Raw genomic sequence first — 16,674 nt, 5'->3', positions numbered from 1 at the left:
CGGCGGCTCCCTGGAGGAGGGTTCTGCGGTCCATGTCGGGCTCCCCGGTTCAGTGGTTGTGAAAAGCGGCTTCGTGGAAGCTCGGGTCGTAGTAGGTCCTGGCATCGTGCAACCTGGCGCCAGGCCGGCCGAACTTGGCGCGCAGTTTCACGACCGTCTCGACGCCTGCAAGGTCGATCTGCCCCCGGCGCTGGAAGCTTTCGGAGCCGGACAGCAACGCGCGGTAGGCGCCGTCCGCCGCCTGCGGCGGTGTGCCCGGCGGCATGTGGGCCAGGAAGATCCTGAGCGCCTCGTCCTTGTTGCGGGGCTCGCGCAGCCAGTCGACGGCGCGCGCATGGGCACGGATGTAGCCTTGCACGCGGTCCGGATGGGCACGCGCCCAGCCCTGGCGCACCGCGGCGACGACGCCCTGGTAGTGGCCTAGCTCGTCCGTCGCATTGGCCAGGCGATGGAAGCCCTGCGCTTCGGCCATTGCATCGAACGGCGCCACCAGGATGGTCGCCGCGTGCTTGCGCTCCAGCAGCGCCTGGTAGCGTTGCAACACGCCACCGGCCCGCTCGGTACTGTAGTCGCGGCCCAGCGCCAGGCCGTGGCGCTCCAGAAGCTCAAGCAGCACGAAGGCATAGCCGGTGGTCAGGGCATCCACCGACAGGGTCTTGCCGCGCAGATCGGCATAGCCGCGGCTCTCTGGCGACGCGACCAGCCGCAGAAAGCCCGCGTCCGAACCCATGACGGCCAGGAGATCCGGCCCGTCCACGCCCGCTTCGCCCTGCCCTTCCCGGTAGGCGATGACGTTGTCCATGGCCGTCATGGCGAGGTCGAACTCGCCCTGGATCAGGCCCTTCATCTGGAACGTGGAGTTCGGCGTCGGTGTGATCGCGACAGCCAACCGCTCGCTGGCAAAGAACCCCTTGTCCTCGGCCGCCCACAGCGGCCAGTTGAAGGCACCGGGAAACACGATGACGCGCAGCGGCGGCGGAGCTTCCGCCACCACATGGGTGTTGCCAGCGCATCCCGCGATCAGCGTGGCCAGCAGCGGAACAATGAAAAACCGGATGAACATGGACGCCTGTTTCAACATCTGCTTCACTGACAACTTCCGTCTTTTTGTGCGATGCAGCCGCTGCTACACGATGCGCGTCTCGAGCTCGCCAAGCGTCTCGATCCATACCCGCGTCACGTCGCCGCGCTGCAGGAATGTGCCCGTCTCCATGCCGACGCCGGCCGGCGTGCCGGTCAGGATCACATCGCCGGGAAGCAGGTCGACGCGCTCGCTCAGGTAGGCGATCTGCTCGGCCACGCCGTAGAGATGGTTGCTGGTGTTCGAGTCCTGCCGCAGCTCGCCGTTAACCCAGAGCTTGATGGCCAGGTTTTCCGGCGTGCGGACGAACTGGGCCGGCGTGAACACCGGCCCCAGCGGGCACGAGCCGTTGAAGCACTTGTGCCCTATCCAGTCGAAGCGAAACGGCGACGAAGGGTCGACGCCGTGCCGCACCAGGTGATCGCGCGCCGAGAGGTCGTTGGCACACATGTAGCCCGCCACGTGATCCAAGGCACTGCCGACGCCGACCTGCGCGGCGCGCCGCCCGATCACCACGGCGAGTTCGGCCTCCCAGTCCAGCCGCTCGGTGTTCGCCGGGTATGTCACCTCGCCCCGGTGGCCGGAGAGGGTTGCAGCTCCGGACTTGAGGAAGTGCCAGGGCGGCACACCCTCCTTCTTCGGGTCGAGCACGAGTTTCTGGTTCAGCGCGCGGCCCATGGCTTCCACGTGGTCGCGGTAGTTGGCGCCGGCCGCGTAGATCGCGCCGGGCCGGGCGAACGGAGACCGCAAGACGATGCTGGCTGCATCGAGCGCAGCGGACGCGTACCGGTCAGGGTCGGCGGCAAGGCCTGCGGCCAGCGCGTCGAGTTCGGGAACGCACGATGCCCAGCGGCCGACGACTTCATCGAGGCTGGCCGCTGCCAGGTCCGCGCAACCGGCAACGCTTGCCGCGTCGCCCAAGTCGAACCACGCAGTGCCGACCGCGATGCCGGACCGCGCCACGCGTTCCGTTTTTTCATAGGTGAACAGTTGATACTTCATGGCGGTCATTCGAGAGGGAAGTTGCCGTCTTGCCTGGGTGAAAACGACTCGGCTTCCAGCAGCTTGATCACGGCGGAGATGTCCTCTTCGCCCATGCCGCCTTCCAGTGCCCGGAGGAAGTACGGCGCGGCGGCAGTAAAGAGGGGTGTGGCGCAACCCAGCTCGCGGGCCATCCCGGCCCCGAGCCGCAGGTACTTGTGCAAGGTGTTGAACGAGCCGGGTGCCGGCGTGAAGGCCCGCGCCGCCATCATCGGCGCGCGGATCGTGAACATGGCGGAGTTGCCCGCACCCTGTCGGATCACTTGCGCGACGCGCTCGGGTGCGAAGCCCGCGCGAACGCCCATGTTCATGGCTTCGGCCGCCGCGAGTGTGTGGATGGCGACGAGCGTATTGGCGATCAGCTTCATCGCCACCGCCGAGCCGAGTTCGCCCAGGTGGAAATGGTGTTCGGTGATGGCATCCAGCACGGGCTTGCAGGCCTGGAACAACGCCTCGTCGCCACCCACATACAGGGCCGCGCGGCGCTCGGCCACCATGGGAGGCGATCCGCTCACCTCGGCTTCAAGCATGCGGGCGCCGGCGCGCTCGACGCGCAGTGCCTGCTGCACCTTGCACTCCCGCGTGTAAGTGCCCATCTCGATGACGATCTTGCCTGGCGCGAGTGCGCCGATGACGCCGTCCGGGCCGTCCAGCACCGCGGCCTGCGCTTCTTCGCCGGGCAGGCACAGCAACAGCACGTCGGCCGCGCGCGCCACTTCGGCCGGCGATTGCACCGCCTCGCCGCCGGCGCGCAAGAACGCTTCCCGGTCCGTGCGCCGGAATCCGACGACCCTAAATCCCGCTTGCATGAGATTGACGGCAATGGGCAATCCGAGTTGGCCAATGCCGACCATGCCGATGACTTGTCGAGTTCGTTCCACCTGTGTCTCCTGGTAATTGGGAGCGGATTCTGCGGGCCAGAGGACGATCGAACCAGACCGGTTCGATGATTCATTCGTATAGATCACTTCTATACTTCGCGCGTGAAAGACCTCAACCTGCTCTATACCTTCGAGGCCATCTGGCGCGACCGCTCCGTGACCGGCGCCGCCGAGAGCCTCGGCCTGACTCAGGCTGCGGTGAGCGCCTCGCTGAAGCGCCTGCGCGAGGAATACGAGGACAAGCTGTTCACGCCCGTCGGCCGGAAGATGGAGCCGACGCCGCTGGCTTCGGACCTGGCGCCGATGCTGCTGGACGTGCTTTCCATGGTCCGCAAGACGCAGGTGGAGCGCCGGGGCTTCGACCCGGCCACGGCCAAGCGGATGTTCACCGTGCGCACCCGCGACATCGGCGAAGCGGTTTCCTTTCCGCCGATCATGGCGGCCCTTGCGCAGTGCGCGCCGGGCATCCGGCTGCGAACGGTCTTTCGAACGATCCCGGAAACCGTCAGCGGCCTGGCGGCCGGGCAGCTCGACTTCGCGCTGGGGTTCCTGCCGTCGCTCGAGGCGGGAATCCACCGCCGGCTGATCCACACCCAGCACTACGTGTGCGTCATGCGCACCGGCCATCCGCTCGCCGACAAGAAGATGACGCTGGAACGCTTCAGCGAAAGCGAACACTTGCTGGTGGAGTACTCCGGCAGCGGCCACATCCAGCTGGAACGCGCGCTGATCGACGCGGGCGCGCGCAACCGCATCAAGATTCGGCTGCCCCAGTATCTGGCGGCGCCGCACTTCGTGGTGAGTTCCGACCTGCTGTGGTCGGCGCCGGCCATTCTTGCCGAGACGCTCGCGAAGCACTACCCGCTTGTCATCAAGCCGATCCCCCTGGACCTGCCCAGCTTCGAGATTTTCCTGTACTGGCACGACCGCTACCACCAGGACCCCGCGAACAAGTGGATGCGCGACTTCGTCGTGCAGCGGCTGGCTTCCGACTGACGCCGGCTGTGCGCTCGGGAGAGTGCGCCTCCCCGGCCTTGCGCGCAGCACTTGCAGTTGTCGCTCGGCCGCCCCCTCCACAAATCGCGTTTATATGAATGAATCATTCATCCGGTATGGATCGATCGATCGCCAAAACGCAGAATCCAGTCACATCAACAAGGAGACAGAGTGACTGCACCCGGCCTCTGCCGAGGGCACGATCTCTCCAGACTGGCCATGATCATCGAACAACGCACCTATGAGCTGAAGCCCGGCTCGCTGCCTGAATTCCTCGCGGGCTACGAGGCCGAGGGGCTCCCGCTGCAGCGCGAGGCGCTGGGCCGGCTCATCGGGTACTTCGTCGCCGAGATTGGCGAGCTGAACCGCATCGTGCAGCTGTGGGGCTTCGACTCCTACGAAGACCGCCTGTCGCGCCGCGCCGCGCTCTCGGCCAATCCACAGTGGCGCAGCTTCCTCGGAAAGTCGGCCGGCCACGTGGTGCGGCAGCGCAGCGAACTGCTGGCCCCGGCGAGCTTCTCGCCGATCCGCTAGGAGAGAACGATGATCCGATCGCTGCTGCAAGTGGGCATGACCGTCCCGGAACTCGAGGTCGGCCGCGCCTTCTACGAACTCTTCGGACTGGAGGCGCGGGTCTCGGGCGCCGACCTGCTCTTCCACTGCGAGGGCAGTGCCCAGGACCTGCTTCGACTGATGCCCGGCGCGCGCAAGAAGTTGAGCTACGTCTCGCTCGGCACGAATGCGGCCGGCATGGACGCGCTGATGGCCAATCTCCAGCGCCATGGCGTGGGGCTGGCCGACAGCCCTTTCGGGCCGATGCCGGGCATCTGGGTTCGCGATCCGCACGGCGACTGGCTCAACGTGCAGGTGGCCGAGGCGCAGCCATCGAGCGCGCCAGCGGCGGCCGAGATCAACGCGCCGGGACGCTACCGCCGCATCGGCACGCGTGCATGCGACCCCTCCTCCCAGCAGAAGAGGGCCAGGCCGCGGCGCATGGGCCACCTCATCAAGTTCTCTCCCGACGTGGACCGCTCGGTCGCGTTCTATACCGAGGTGCTCGGCATGAAGGTGTCGGACCGTGCGGGCGACATCCTGGCCTTCCTGCGCGGCAGTGCGGGCGGCGACCACCACATCGTGGCCTTTGCCCACAGCACGCACACGGGGCTGCACCACATCAGCTTCGAAGTCGGCGACATCGACGAGATCGAGATCGGCGCACAGACCCTGCTGCGCGCGGGCTACAAGGACGGCTTCGGGCTGGGGCGCCATGTGGGAGGCTCCAACTACTTCCACTACATCCGCGATCCGTGGAACAGCCTGGTCGAATACTTCTGGGACATCGACGTCATCCCCGAGGACGACAGCGCATGGGAAGCCCTGAACGTCACGCCGCAGGAGCTGACCGCGGTCTGGGCGGCGACACCGCCGCCGCCGGAGTTCCCCATGAACTTCGAAGAACGCGAAGAGTGATGGCCGCGCCGCAGGAAAGCGCGCAGGAGCTGCTGCGCGCGATGCTCAACAAGCCGCTCTATGTGGCGCTGCGAAAGCCCGCCGACCTCGCGCGCATGGCGCAGTTCCTCGAGCCGCACCTGCGCTGGATGATCGGCGCGGAACGCAGGGGCGAGCTGTTCGCCTCCGGGCCTTTCACCGACGACACCAGCGCGCCGGGTTCGCTCGGCGGCCTGTCGATCGTGCGGGCCGCATCGCTGGCGCATGCACGGGAGCTGCTGTCCTGCGACCCGTTCGTGAAGGAAGGCGTCGTGACGATCAACGTGAAGAAGTGGCTGCTGATGGAGGGCGGCTTCTCCGTCGCTGTGCGGTTGTCGGACCAGTCCGCCCGTCTTTTCTAGCGCCGGGCCGAAGAAGCCCGCAGACCCGGCTCGAACAGGGCCCACCTTTCCGGAGACACCATGAACAAGACCATCGGGCACAACGCCCTCGCCCTGTGCATCGCCTTGCTCGCGTCGGCATCCCACGCTGACGTGAAGGTGGGCTTTCTCGCCACGCTGAGCGGCCCCTCCGCCGATGTCGGACGCGACCAGCTCGACGGCTTCAATCTCGCGCTCGAGCAACTGGGCGGCAAGCTCGGCGGCGCGCCGGCCGTGCTTTTCAAGGAGGACGACCAGCAGAAGCCCGAAGTGGCGCTGGACGCCCTTTCCAAGCTGCTCGACAAGGAGAAGGTCGACGTGGTCACGGGCCTGACCTTTGCCAACATCATGATGGCGCTGCAGAACAAGATCGCCGCGACGGACGTGCCGTTCCTCGGGTCGGTCGCCGGCGTCTCGGCCGCGGCGGGCGCGCAGTGCAAGCCGAACCTCTTCGTGACCTCGTGGCAAAGCGATGTGCCTGCGGAGGCCATGGGCAAGTACCTCACGGACAAGGGCATCAAGCGCATCAGCGTGATGACGCCGAACTTCGTCGGCGGCAAGGACAAGATCGCAGGTCTCAAGCGCTTCTACAAGGGCGAGATCGTCGACGAGGTGTACACGCCGCTGAACCAGCTGGATTTCTCCGCCGAGCTCACGCGCCTGGGCGCATCCCGGCCCGAGGCCGTGTTCGCCTTCTACCCGGGCGGGCTCGGCGTGACCTTCGTGCGGCAGTACCAGCAGGCTGGGCTGCAGGGAAAGATCCCGCTCTACACCACCAACACGGTCGAGGGCACCTCGGTGGCCGCCATGGGCAGGGCCGCCTTCGGCGTCATCACCGCCGATGCCTGGTCGCCGGGCAGCCCGGGGGCCGAGTCGCGCCAGTTCGTTGCAGCCTTCGAGAAGAAGTACGCGCGCATGCCTTCCGCCTATGCGGCGTTCAGCTACGACGCCGCGATGGTGCTCGATGCGGCGCTGGCAAGGCGCAAGGGCGATGCCTCCGACCGCAAGGCGCTGGCGCGGGCAATTGCGACCACGCCTTTCAAGTCCGTGCGCGGTGCCTTCCGCTTCGGCGCCAACAATTTCCCGATCCAGAACTATCACGTGTTCGAGATCGCCAAGGGGGCAGCGGACAAGGCCGAATTCCGCTTGCTGGCGGAAAACGTCCTGCAGTCGCATGCGGACGCCTATGCATCGAAGTGCATAGCCAAGTAGTTCAGTAGTTCGAGCGCTGCCAGCGGTCCAGGCGATCCGCTGAACTCGCAGGGCGCCCGGCGCCGGCGGTTCCCCTCCTCTTTCTTCCTCTTTCTGACGCAACCGATGCGAGGCACCGGTGTGGACGGCGCTCGCCTTTTTTCGCAACAACACCTGGAGACAAAGACCATGAAAAGACAGTTCTCGAAGAAGATATCGATCGCGGCCGCGATGGCCTGCCTGCTTGCGGCAGGCGCCTGGGCGCAGTCGCCCAGCGTCAGCGGTCCCGCCACGGCCCCCGACCAGGACGCGCGGCGCGTCGAGTCGGAGGCGCAATCGCGCGCACGGGCGCCATCGGCTTCCAGCATCTCGCTCTACGGTCTGGTCGACACCGGCGTCGAGTACCTCAGCAATGTCGGGCCCGGCAGCAACCGCCTGATCCGCATGCCGTCGCTGACGGGCAGCCTGCCGTCGCGTTGGGGCGTTCGCGGCGTGGAGGATCTGGGCGACGGCCTGCGCAGCGTCTTCGTGCTGGAATCGGGCTTCGGGCCGGACACCGGCAGCCTGAACCAGGGAGGCCGCAGCTTCGGGCGGCAGGCCTTCGTGGGGCTGTCCGGCGGCTGGGGCACTGTGACGCTAGGGCGCCAGTACACGATGCTGTTCTGGTCGCTGCTGGACGCCGACGTGCTCGGGCCCAACGTCTATGGCAGCGGCTCGCTCGACGCCTACATCCCGAATGCACGCGCCGACAACGCCATCGTCTACCGCGGCACGTTCGGCGGCTTCACGATGGGAGCCTCCTACAGCCTGGGCCGCGACGTGGTCAACGCCGGGCCAAGTCCGGCAGGCACCAACTGCCCCGGCGAAAGCGCCACCGACAGCAAGGCCTGCCAGGAATGGTCCGTGCTGATGAAGTACGACGCCGCACGCTGGGGCGCAGCCCTCGCCGTCGATGAAATCCGCGGCGGTCCCGGTGCGTTCGCGGGCCTGGTGAGCAGCAGGCTCAAGGACCGGCGAATCTCGGCCAATGGCTATGTGAAGCTGGGCGAGGGACAACTCTCCGCCGGCGTGATCCGGCGGAACAACGACGCCAGCCCGCTCACGCCCCGGAGCGATCTCTGGTACGTGGGCGGAAGCTACCCGGTGCTGCCCGCCCTCACGCTCGATGCACAGCTCTTCCGGCTCGGCTACAGGAACAGCAGGAACGGCGCGACCCTGGCTGCCGTGCGCGCCACCTACAACCTGTCCAAACGCACTGCGCTGTACGCGACGGTGGGGCACATTTCCAACGATGGCAACCTGGCGTTGTCCGTGAGTTCCGGGGCCACCGGGAGCAATCCCGCTCCGGGCGGCTCCCAGATGGGGACCATGCTGGGCATGCGGCATTCGTTCTGAGGGGCCGCGCCGGCCGGCCGGCTTATCACGGCCCGCTGCGCTTGCGCAGGAGCACTTCGACCTCCTGCGTCGCCTTGCGCAGCATCTCGCTGATCTGCTGCGTGCGCCGCTGGTTGAGGCGCTGGGTCAAGGCGGCCACGCTGAGTGCGCCCACCGCGTGCGACATCGAATTGCGGAACGCGACGCCCACCGCGCGCACGCCGAGGCTCACGCGGTTCTGGATCACGGCGGCGCCTTCGGCGCGCGTCTGGATGCAGGCCTCTGCCAGGTCCTGTGCCGTCAGCTTGCCGAAGGCCGGCAGGGTCGGTGCCACGCGTTCGATGATTTCCATGCGCTCCTCCTCCTCGATCGCGGAGAGGATCGCAAGCCCGCCCGCGCCGACGCCCAGCGGCCGCCGGCTGCCGACCTCGAGCACCAGCGCCCGGATCGGAAACTCGCCTTCGCGCCGGTGCATGCACACGGCGTCGAAACCGCTGCGCACCACCAGGTAGACCGTGTCGCCGGTCTCCTTCGCGAGCGAATTCATCGCGCCATCGCACAGGTCGCGGATGTCGTGCATGGTCGACCCGGCCACGCCGAGTTCGAAGGCCAGCGGGCCGAGCCGGTAGCGGCGCGTCAATGCGTCGTGCACGGCCAGGTTCTCGGCAATCAGCTGCGCGAGCACGCGGTGCGCCGAGGGATGCGGCAACTGCGCCTTGGCCGCCAGCTCGGTCAGCGCCAGGCCCTTGCGGCCGGCTGTGGCCAGCAGCTTGAGCAATGCGACACCCCGCTTGAGGGAGCCTGCATCGGAAGTCGTTTTCGTGTTCATCTATCGGACAGATGCCTATTTTGTTTTCAGCTATTAGAAAACAATCCGCCCAGCAGCGCACATAGCCGTTCCGATAAACGGACACAAGCACGGGAGCGCTGCCAAGCCTCGACGAGCTTCGGTCCGAACGACCCACCAGGAGACAACGACATGAAATTCCAAAGCAGCTTCCGCTGGATCGCCGCCGCGCTCGGCGCGGCCTCCCTGTTCGGCGCCGCGGGCGCCATTGCGCAGGGCGGCAAGGTGCGCATCGCGGTCGTCACGCCATTGACCGGCCCGCTGTCGGTGGTGAACGGCCCGGGCCAGAATGCCGCGCGCATGCTGGCCGACGCCATCAACAAGGGCGAGCTGCCGGCGCCGTACAACACGGGCAAGGGAATGGGCGGCAAGGAAGTCGAACTGATCTTCCTCGACGAGAACGGCGGCAACGCCAAGCAGGTGGCGGAGTTCCGCGGGCTGGTGGAACGGCAAGGCGCCGACGCGGTGATGGGTTTCGGGTCGGCCGCCACCTGCGTGGCGATCGCGCCGGTGGCCGAGGAACTCAAGGTCCTCACGGTGATGTCCACCTGCGCCACGCCGCGCATCTTCGAGGACGGCAAGTACGAGTACGTGTTCCGCACGACGGGTTCCACCACGATGGACAGCGTTGCGCTCGCGCTCTATGCGCAGGCCCGCATGCCGGCCGCAAAGACGGTGGGCCACATCAACCCGAACTACGCGCTGGGGCAGGATGCATGGCGCGACTTCAGCGCCGCGCTCAAGTCGGTGAAGCCCGGCATCGAGGTGGTCGCCGAGCAATGGCCGACACCGGGTTCTGGCCAATACGCGGCGGAGATCTCGGCGCTCGCGACCAAGCGGCCCGACATCATCCACACCTCGATGGCCGGCGCCGACCTGGAGGCGTTCTTCACCCAGATGCGCCCGCGCGGCCTGCATGAGCGCTCGAAGATCTACGCGCCGCTGCTCGAACTGTCCATGTACCGGATGGGTGCACAGGTTCCGGACGGCGTGGTGTTCACCGCACGCGGCACCAACGGGCTGTTCGCGCCCAAGTCGGCGCTCAACGACTGGTTCACCGCCGCCTACCAGGGCCGCTACAAGGACGCGCCGGTGTACACCGCCTACCAGTACACCAACACGCTGCTCGCGCTCAAGGCCGCCTACGACAGCGCCGCCAAGGCGGGCGACACCGGCACGCCGGCCCTGATCAAGGCGCTCAAGGGCCGCAGCATCGAGACCCCGAGCGGCACCATCCGCCTCGCGCTGGGCAACGGCCACCAGGCGATCCAGGACATGGCCGTCGGCGAGGCCTTCTACGACGCCGAGAAGAAGACGGTGTCGGTGCGCAACGCCATGCGCTTCCCTGCCGAATGCGTGAACCCGCCCGAGGGGATCAAGAGCGAGGCCTGGCTGGCGGGCGGCATGGCGGGGCGCAAGTGCGAAGGCACGGTCGCCGCCAAGTGATCCGGGGCCCTGGCTGACCGACCATGTCGACACTCCTCACCATCCTCATCGACGGCCTGATCTACGGCGCCTGGCTCTTTCTCGTGGCGGCCGGGCTGACCCTGATCTTCGGCGTGATGAAGGTCCTGAACATCGCGCACGGCAACCTCTATGCCATTGGCGCGTATGTCGCCGCCACGGCCATGGGCTACTGGTTCGCCGACCGGCCGCCCTCCTTCGCCGCCTTTGCGATCCAGCTCGGCACGGCCGTGGTCGCCGGCACGGCGCTGGGCCTGGCGCTGGATCGCGGCGTGCTGCGCCGCCTGCGGGGGCGCGACGAAGTGTCGCTGGCGCTCGCGACCTATGCGCTGCTGCTGGTGCTGGACGACGTGATCCAGTTCATCTGGGGCACCTCGGCCTATCCGGCCAGCGCGCCCTACGGTCTCCTGGGCAGTTCGGAGATCAATGGCCTGCGCTTCAACAACTACGAGTTCGTATTGCTCGCGGCCGCCGCCGCGGTGGGGCTGCTGCTGTGGTGGCTGCTGCAGCGCACGCGCACCGGGCGCTGTCTCGCGGCCATCATCCGAGATCCCGAGATGTCGGGCGCGATGGGCATCGATGTCGAGCGGCTGTACCTGGCGACCTTCATGCTCGGCGCGGTGCTCGCGGCGCTGGGCGGGGCACTGACCGCGCCCATGATCCAGGTGGCGCCGGGGCTCGGTGCCGAGGTCATCGTCGTGACCTTCGCGGTGATCGTGATCGGCGGCATGGGCAGCATCCCGGGCGCCGCCGTCGGTGCGCTGGTCGTCGGGCTGGCGCGCGCCGCAACCATCCATCTGTTTCCGTTTGCCGAGGTGTTCATCGTCTATGCGGTGATGGCCCTCGTGCTTGCCGTCCGGCCCGAAGGCCTGTTCCCCCAAGCCGCGCTGAGAAAGATATGAACTCCCTTCGCCGAACCGACGCATCCCTGCTCGGGCTGCTGGCCGTGCTGTGCGCAGCCGCCTTCATCGCACCGAGCTGGCTGATGAGCCTGCTGGCCGTGGCACTTGCCAAGGGGCTCGTCGCACTCGGGCTGCTGCTGCTGCTGCGCGCCGGGCTGGTGCCCTTCGGCCACGCGCTCTACTACTGCCTGGGCGGCTATGTCGCCGGCCTGGGCACGCCCTGGCTCGGCATCCGCGACACGCTGTTGCTGCTTGCGCTGGCCAGCCTGCTCTCTGGCGCGGTGGCCTTCGCCGCGGGCTTCCTGATGCGGCGCTACCGCGGCATCTTCTTCGCGATGCTGTCGATGGCGCTGTCGATGATCCTGTACGGCGTGCTGCTCAAGTCGCAGAGCCTGGGTTCGTCCGACGGCTTCACGGTGGCGCGTGCGTCCTTCTTCGCGATGCAGACCGCGGGCGTGGGCGCGATCCGCTCCGTCTACCTGCTCACGGCGGTGGTCACGCTGCTCGCGGCCTGGGGCGTTTCGCGCTACCTGACGACGGCCATGGGCCATGTCGGCCCCGCCATCCGCGAGAACGAGGTTCGCGTGGAATACCTCGGCTGTTCGCCCAGCCGCGTGATCCACAGGGAGTACACGGCCTCCGGTGCGCTGGCCGGCGGCGCGGGCGCGCTCGTCGCCATCCTGGTCGGCCAGGTCGACCCGGGCATGGGCTTCTGGATGACCTCCGGCGAGTTCGTGTTCATCGCGATCCTCGCCGGTGCGGGCGGCATCTGGGGATCGCTGGCCGCGGCCTTCGTGCTCGAAGGCATCCATGCGCTGGCCTTCGAGTACGCACCGCAATACTGGAAATTCGTGCTCGGTGCGACCCTGCTGCTGCTGATCGTTCGCTTCCCGAGCGGGCTGTCCAGCATGCTGGCGAATCGCGCGGGGGCCCGTTCATGAGCTCGGCACCGCTGCTCGAAACGCGCGGCCTCACCGTCCGCTTCGGTGCCGTCGTGGCCGTGAACAAGGTCAGCGTGCGCATCGACAGGGGCGATGTCGTGGGCCTGATCGGAACCAACGGCGCCGGCAAGACCACCTTCCTCAACATGGTGACCGGCTACCTGCGCCCGACCGGCGGCGAGATCCTGCTCGGGGGCCGCAGCACGCTGGGGCGCAGCCCGCGCGAACTCGTTGCGCACGGCATGGCGCGTTCGTTCCAGGTTCCGCAGCTCTTCCCCGCAATGACGGTGCGCGAGCACCTTCTCTTCGCCCTGGCGCTGGCCGACGGCTCCGCCGGCGGCCTGCTGAAACCGCTGCATTCCGCACAGCGCCAGGCGCGCGCCGACGAGGTGCTCGGGCGTTTCGGCCTGCAGGCCATCGGCGAGCGGCCGGTCAACCTTGTTCCCCAGGGGCAGCGCAAGCTGATCGATATCGCCATGGCCCTGTCGCTGAAGCCCAGGCTGCTGTTGCTCGACGAGCCCACCAGCGGCGTGTCCTCCGCCGAGAAGATGCCGTTGATGGAGGTCGTGTTCGACGTCATCCGCGCGAGCGGCGTCACCGTGCTCTTCGTGGAGCACGACATGGACGTGGTGCGCCGCTACGTGACGCGCATCCTCGCCTTCCGCGACGGATCGATGATTGCCGACGGCGCCCCCGGCGACGTCATGCGCGACGCGCAGGTGGCTTCCGCGGTGCTGCGCGGCAGGGCGCCCGCCGCCCTCGCAAAGGCAGGTGCCGCATGATCGAGACGCGCAAGCTTTGCGTGGCCTTCGGGCCCGTATCGATCCTGGAGCAGGTCGACCTGGATGCGCCCCCTGGCGCGGTGCTGGGCGTGGTCGGCCACAACGGCGCGGGCAAGACCACGCTGATGCGCACGCTGATCGGCGCGCTGCCGGCCGCCTCGGGCGAAGTCCGGCTCGACGGCATCGACGTCACCGGCTGGCCCAGCCGGCAGCGCGCGCGGCTGGGCATCGGCTACATGCCCGAAGACCGGCGGCTGATTCCCGAGCTGACGGTGCGCGCCAACATCGAGCTGCCGCTGGAAGTTGCCGGGCTCGCGGGCGCCGAGCGCAACCGCCGCGTGAGCGGCGCGCTCGACATGATCCCGGAGCTCGCACCGCTGATCCAGCGGCGCGGCAACCAGCTGTCCGGCGGGCAGCAGAAGCTGGCCGCGCTGGCACGCGCCATCTGCCAGGGCCAGCGCCTGCTGTTGCTCGACGAGCCCTTCGAGGGCGTTGCGCCGGCGCTCGTGCAGCGCCTGGTCGAAGTGCTGCGCGCCCTTCGGCGCCAGGGCCCGACCATCCTGGTCACCGACTCCGAGGGCGCGAACCTCGAGGGCCTGTGCGACCGGCGCTTCACCATCGAACGCGGCCGCGTGCGGCTGGACGACTCCCTCCATCACAACCCAGAGGCTCTTCCGTGAACACGTCGCAAGACTATGACTACATCGTGGTGGGCGGCGGCTCCGCCGGCTGCCTGCTGGCCAACCGCCTGTCCGCCGACCCGTCGCAGCGCGTGCTGCTGATCGAGGCCGGCGCGCGCGACAACAGCATCTTCATCCGCATGCCGGCCGGCTTCAGCCGCGTGTTCGGCACGCACCGGATGTGGGACTACCAATCCGAGCCGCAGGCCGGCCTGGGCGGCCGGACCGCGTTCGTGCCGCAGGGCCGCACGCTGGGCGGCAGCGGCTCCATGAACGGCATGATCTACATCCGCGGCGATCGCCAGGACTACGACGACTGGCGCGACGGCGGCTGCACCGGCTGGGGCTACGACGACGTGCTGCCGTGGTTTCGCAAGTCCGAGGGAAACCAGCGCCTGTCCGACGCATACCACGGTGCCGCCGGGCCCCTCAAGGTCATCGACACGCCGTACCGCCATGCACTCAACGCCGCGTTCGTGCGCTCCGCGCAGGAGATCGGCCTGCCGTTCAACCACGACTTCAACGGCGCCTCCCAGCTGGGCGCGGGGTTCTACCAGATCACGTCCTTCGAGGGCGAGCGCGGCAACACCGCGCGCTTCTTCCTGCGGCCCGCGATGGGACGCCCGAACCTCGAGGTGCGCACCGACCTGACCGCCGCGCGCGTGCAGTTCGACGGCACGCGCGCCACCGGCATCGAGTGCCTGGAGAGCAAGGGGCATCACGCCAGCGTCGCCTTCCGCGCCAGGCGCGAGGTGGTCCTCTGCGCGGGCGGCCTGGGCAGCGCCAAGATCCTGCTGCAGTCGGGGGTCGGGCCGGGCGCACAGCTGCAGGCGGTCGGGGTTCCGCAGGTGAAGGAGCTGGCCGGCGTCGGCCGCAACTACCAGGACCACCTCGAAGTGCCCGTGTATGGCCAGACGCGCGAGCCGATCAGCCTGTTCGGACACGACCGCGGCCTGTCGGCCCTGCGGCACGGCGCGCAGTGGGTTCTCTTCAAGAGCGGCCTGATGACCTCGAACGTGGTCGAGTCGGGCGGCTTCTTCGACACCGATGGCGACGGTCGCGCGGACATCCAGTTCCACGTGCTGCCGGTGCTGGTCGGCGATGCGGACCGCGCGCCGCCGATGGTGCACGGCATCACGCTCAACCCCTGCCAGCTCGCACCCAGGTCGCGCGGCGAATTGCGCCTGCGCAGCAACGACCCGCTCGACCTGCCGTGGCTGGACGCCGGCGCGCTGGCCGACGAGGACGACGTGCGCGTGCTGCGCGAAGGCGTGCGGCTGGCACGCCGGATCCTTGCCGCGCCGTCGCTCGCGGCGCTGGTGAGCCGGGAGATCGAGCCCCTGCCCGAATTCGCCGGCGACGACGACGCCGCCATCGACGCCCGGGTACGCCACTACGCCAAGACCGTCTACCACCCCGGCGGCACTTGCAAGATGGGGACCGATGCCATGGCGGTGGTCGACCCGCAATTGCGCGTGCACGGCCTGCAGGGGCTGCGCGTCGCCGACGTGTCCGTCATGCCCGCCATCCCGCGCGGCAACACCAACGCCGGCACGATCATGATCGCCGAGCGGGCCGCCGACTTCCTCCAATCCGAAAGGGCCTGAGCATGCTTCAGAACAACCTGGGGCTGCTGGGCGCGGCCACCCGCGCCGCACTCGACCACGCGCCGCGCGTCTTCATCGGTGGCGAATGGCAGCCGGTCGCCAACAGCCTGCCGGCGGTGGACCCGAGCAGCGCGATGCCGGTCTCCCGCATCGCCGCAGCGGGTGCGGCGCAGGTCGATGCGGCCGTGCGCGCCGCACGCACCGCCTTCGAAGCCGGGCCCTGGCCGCGCATGCACGGCGCCGGGCGCGAAGCCCTTCTGCGCCGGCTCGCCGACCTGGTCGAACGCGACCGCCAGACGCTGGCCGAACTGGAGGTGCTCGACGTCGGCATGCCGATCTGGATGGCGCGCGACCTGAACGTCGGCGGCGCGATCGGCGTGCTGCGCTACATGGCCGGATTCGCGGGCCGCGCGAACGGCCGCACGGTGCAGGTCGGCGTGCCGATTCCGGACTCGGCCTTCTTCGGCTACACGCAGAAAGAAGCGCTGGGCGTGGTCGGCGCGATCATCCCGTGGAACGTGCCGCTGATGATGTCGGTGTGGAAGCTCGCGCCCGCGCTCGCGGCCGGCTGCACCGTGGTGCTCAAGCCGTCCGAGGAAGCCTCGCTGAGCGTGCTGCACCTTGCGGGGCTCGTGCGCGAGGCCGGCTTCCCCGCAGGCGTGGTCAACGTGGTCACCGGCACCGGCCCCGAGGCCGGCGCGGCGCTCGCGGCGCATCCGGGGCTGGACAAGATCACCTTCACCGGCTCGACCCGCACCGGCCTGCAGGTGGCGCAGGCCGCCGCGCGCAATGTCACCAGGGCCACGCTCGAACTGGGTGGCAAGTCGCCGCAGATCCTGTTTGCGGACGCCGACCTGGACCGGGCCATCCCGGGCATTGCCGGCAGCATCTTCCTCAACTCCGGACAGGTGTGCGTGGCGGGTTCGCGGCTGTACGTGGACCGGCGCATCCACGACGAAGCCGTCGACCGCCTGGCGCGGCACGCCGACGCGATGCGGCTCGGCGCCGGGCTGTCGCCC

17 protein-coding genes are annotated in these 16,674 nt (G+C 68.4%); 13 read left to right on the top strand and 4 right to left on the bottom strand.

Features of this window, described 5'->3' with window-relative positions:
* Positions 1-49: 49 nt before the first annotated feature.
* From ABID97_RS25490 to ABID97_RS25480, 3 genes are all read right to left on the bottom strand, one after another.
* Positions 50-1,063, bottom strand: coding sequence for an ABC transporter substrate-binding protein (locus ABID97_RS25490; RefSeq protein WP_354401900.1), 1,014 nt, complete (start codon positions 1,061-1,063; stop codon positions 50-52).
* Positions 1,064-1,126: 63 nt separating this feature from the next.
* Positions 1,127-2,083: a fumarylacetoacetate hydrolase family protein gene (locus ABID97_RS25485; RefSeq protein ID WP_354401899.1), complete on the bottom strand. Its 957-nt coding sequence runs from the start codon at positions 2,081-2,083 to the stop codon at positions 1,127-1,129.
* A gap of 5 nt (positions 2,084-2,088) precedes the next feature.
* The gene (locus ABID97_RS25480; RefSeq protein WP_354401897.1) at positions 2,089-3,003 is read right to left on the bottom strand and encodes an NAD(P)-dependent oxidoreductase; all 915 of its coding nucleotides are present in this window, start codon (positions 3,001-3,003) and stop codon (positions 2,089-2,091) included.
* A 102-nt stretch (positions 3,004-3,105) separates the two neighbouring features.
* Between ABID97_RS25480 and ABID97_RS25475 the strand changes: the two genes are divergently transcribed.
* The 6 genes from ABID97_RS25475 to ABID97_RS25450 all read left to right on the top strand — a co-directional run bounded on the left by ABID97_RS25475 (position 3,106) and on the right by ABID97_RS25450 (position 8,453).
* The gene (locus ABID97_RS25475; RefSeq protein WP_354401896.1) at positions 3,106-3,999 is read left to right on the top strand and encodes a LysR family transcriptional regulator; all 894 of its coding nucleotides are present in this window, start codon (positions 3,106-3,108) and stop codon (positions 3,997-3,999) included.
* 219 nt (positions 4,000-4,218) lie between these two features.
* On the top strand, positions 4,219-4,533 hold the full coding sequence (locus ABID97_RS25470; RefSeq protein ID WP_354401894.1) for an NIPSNAP family protein: 315 nt from the start codon (positions 4,219-4,221) through the stop codon (positions 4,531-4,533).
* A 9-nt stretch (positions 4,534-4,542) separates the two neighbouring features.
* Complete coding sequence (locus ABID97_RS25465; RefSeq protein WP_354401893.1) at positions 4,543-5,469, top strand: VOC family protein; 927 nt, start codon at positions 4,543-4,545, stop codon at positions 5,467-5,469.
* The gene (locus ABID97_RS25460; RefSeq protein ID WP_354401891.1) at positions 5,469-5,849 is read left to right on the top strand and encodes a YciI family protein; all 381 of its coding nucleotides are present in this window, start codon (positions 5,469-5,471) and stop codon (positions 5,847-5,849) included. The genes ABID97_RS25465 and ABID97_RS25460 overlap by 1 nt, the downstream gene beginning before the upstream one ends.
* 60 nt (positions 5,850-5,909) lie before the next feature.
* Positions 5,910-7,079, top strand: a complete 1,170-nt coding sequence (locus tag ABID97_RS25455) for an ABC transporter substrate-binding protein (RefSeq protein WP_354401889.1) — start codon at positions 5,910-5,912, stop codon at positions 7,077-7,079.
* 168 nt (positions 7,080-7,247) lie between these two features.
* Positions 7,248-8,453 (top strand): porin, encoded by a 1,206-nt coding sequence (locus ABID97_RS25450; protein ID WP_354401887.1) that lies wholly within the window; start codon positions 7,248-7,250, stop codon positions 8,451-8,453.
* Positions 8,454-8,478: 25 nt separating this feature from the next.
* Here ABID97_RS25450 and ABID97_RS25445 read toward each other — a convergent pair whose 3' ends face one another.
* Positions 8,479-9,261: an IclR family transcriptional regulator gene (locus ABID97_RS25445; protein ID WP_354401886.1), complete on the bottom strand. Its 783-nt coding sequence runs from the start codon at positions 9,259-9,261 to the stop codon at positions 8,479-8,481.
* A gap of 150 nt (positions 9,262-9,411) precedes the next feature.
* Here ABID97_RS25445 and ABID97_RS25440 point away from each other — a divergent pair, with 150 nt between their 5' ends.
* The 7 genes from ABID97_RS25440 to ABID97_RS25410 form a co-directional block, all read left to right on the top strand.
* On the top strand, positions 9,412-10,725 hold the full coding sequence (locus tag ABID97_RS25440; RefSeq protein WP_354401885.1) for an ABC transporter substrate-binding protein: 1,314 nt from the start codon (positions 9,412-9,414) through the stop codon (positions 10,723-10,725).
* 23 nt (positions 10,726-10,748) lie between these two features.
* A complete protein-coding gene (locus tag ABID97_RS25435) occupies positions 10,749-11,645 on the top strand; it encodes a branched-chain amino acid ABC transporter permease (protein WP_354401884.1) in 897 nt (298 codons plus the stop codon).
* Positions 11,642-12,586, top strand: a complete 945-nt coding sequence (locus tag ABID97_RS25430) for a branched-chain amino acid ABC transporter permease (RefSeq protein WP_354401883.1) — start codon at positions 11,642-11,644, stop codon at positions 12,584-12,586. Before ABID97_RS25435 ends, ABID97_RS25430 begins: the two co-directional genes overlap by 4 nt.
* Positions 12,583-13,368: an ABC transporter ATP-binding protein gene (locus ABID97_RS25425; RefSeq protein WP_354401881.1), complete on the top strand. Its 786-nt coding sequence runs from the start codon at positions 12,583-12,585 to the stop codon at positions 13,366-13,368. The genes ABID97_RS25430 and ABID97_RS25425 overlap by 4 nt, the downstream gene beginning before the upstream one ends.
* Positions 13,365-14,048 (top strand): ABC transporter ATP-binding protein, encoded by a 684-nt coding sequence (locus ABID97_RS25420; protein ID WP_055797546.1) that lies wholly within the window; start codon positions 13,365-13,367, stop codon positions 14,046-14,048. The genes ABID97_RS25425 and ABID97_RS25420 overlap by 4 nt, the downstream gene beginning before the upstream one ends.
* Positions 14,045-15,655: a GMC family oxidoreductase gene (locus ABID97_RS25415; RefSeq protein ID WP_354401879.1), complete on the top strand. Its 1,611-nt coding sequence runs from the start codon at positions 14,045-14,047 to the stop codon at positions 15,653-15,655. Before ABID97_RS25420 ends, ABID97_RS25415 begins: the two co-directional genes overlap by 4 nt.
* A 2-nt stretch (positions 15,656-15,657) precedes the next feature.
* Positions 15,658-16,674: aldehyde dehydrogenase family protein (locus ABID97_RS25410; RefSeq protein WP_354401878.1), on the top strand; the 1,017-nt coding region annotated here is incomplete at its 3' end.

This window comes from Variovorax sp. OAS795 (genome assembly GCF_040546685.1).
Classification (GTDB): domain Bacteria; phylum Pseudomonadota; class Gammaproteobacteria; order Burkholderiales; family Burkholderiaceae_C; genus Variovorax.
Note: the sequence above shows the minus strand (reverse complement) of the source record. Positions and strands in the feature narration are given on the sequence as shown.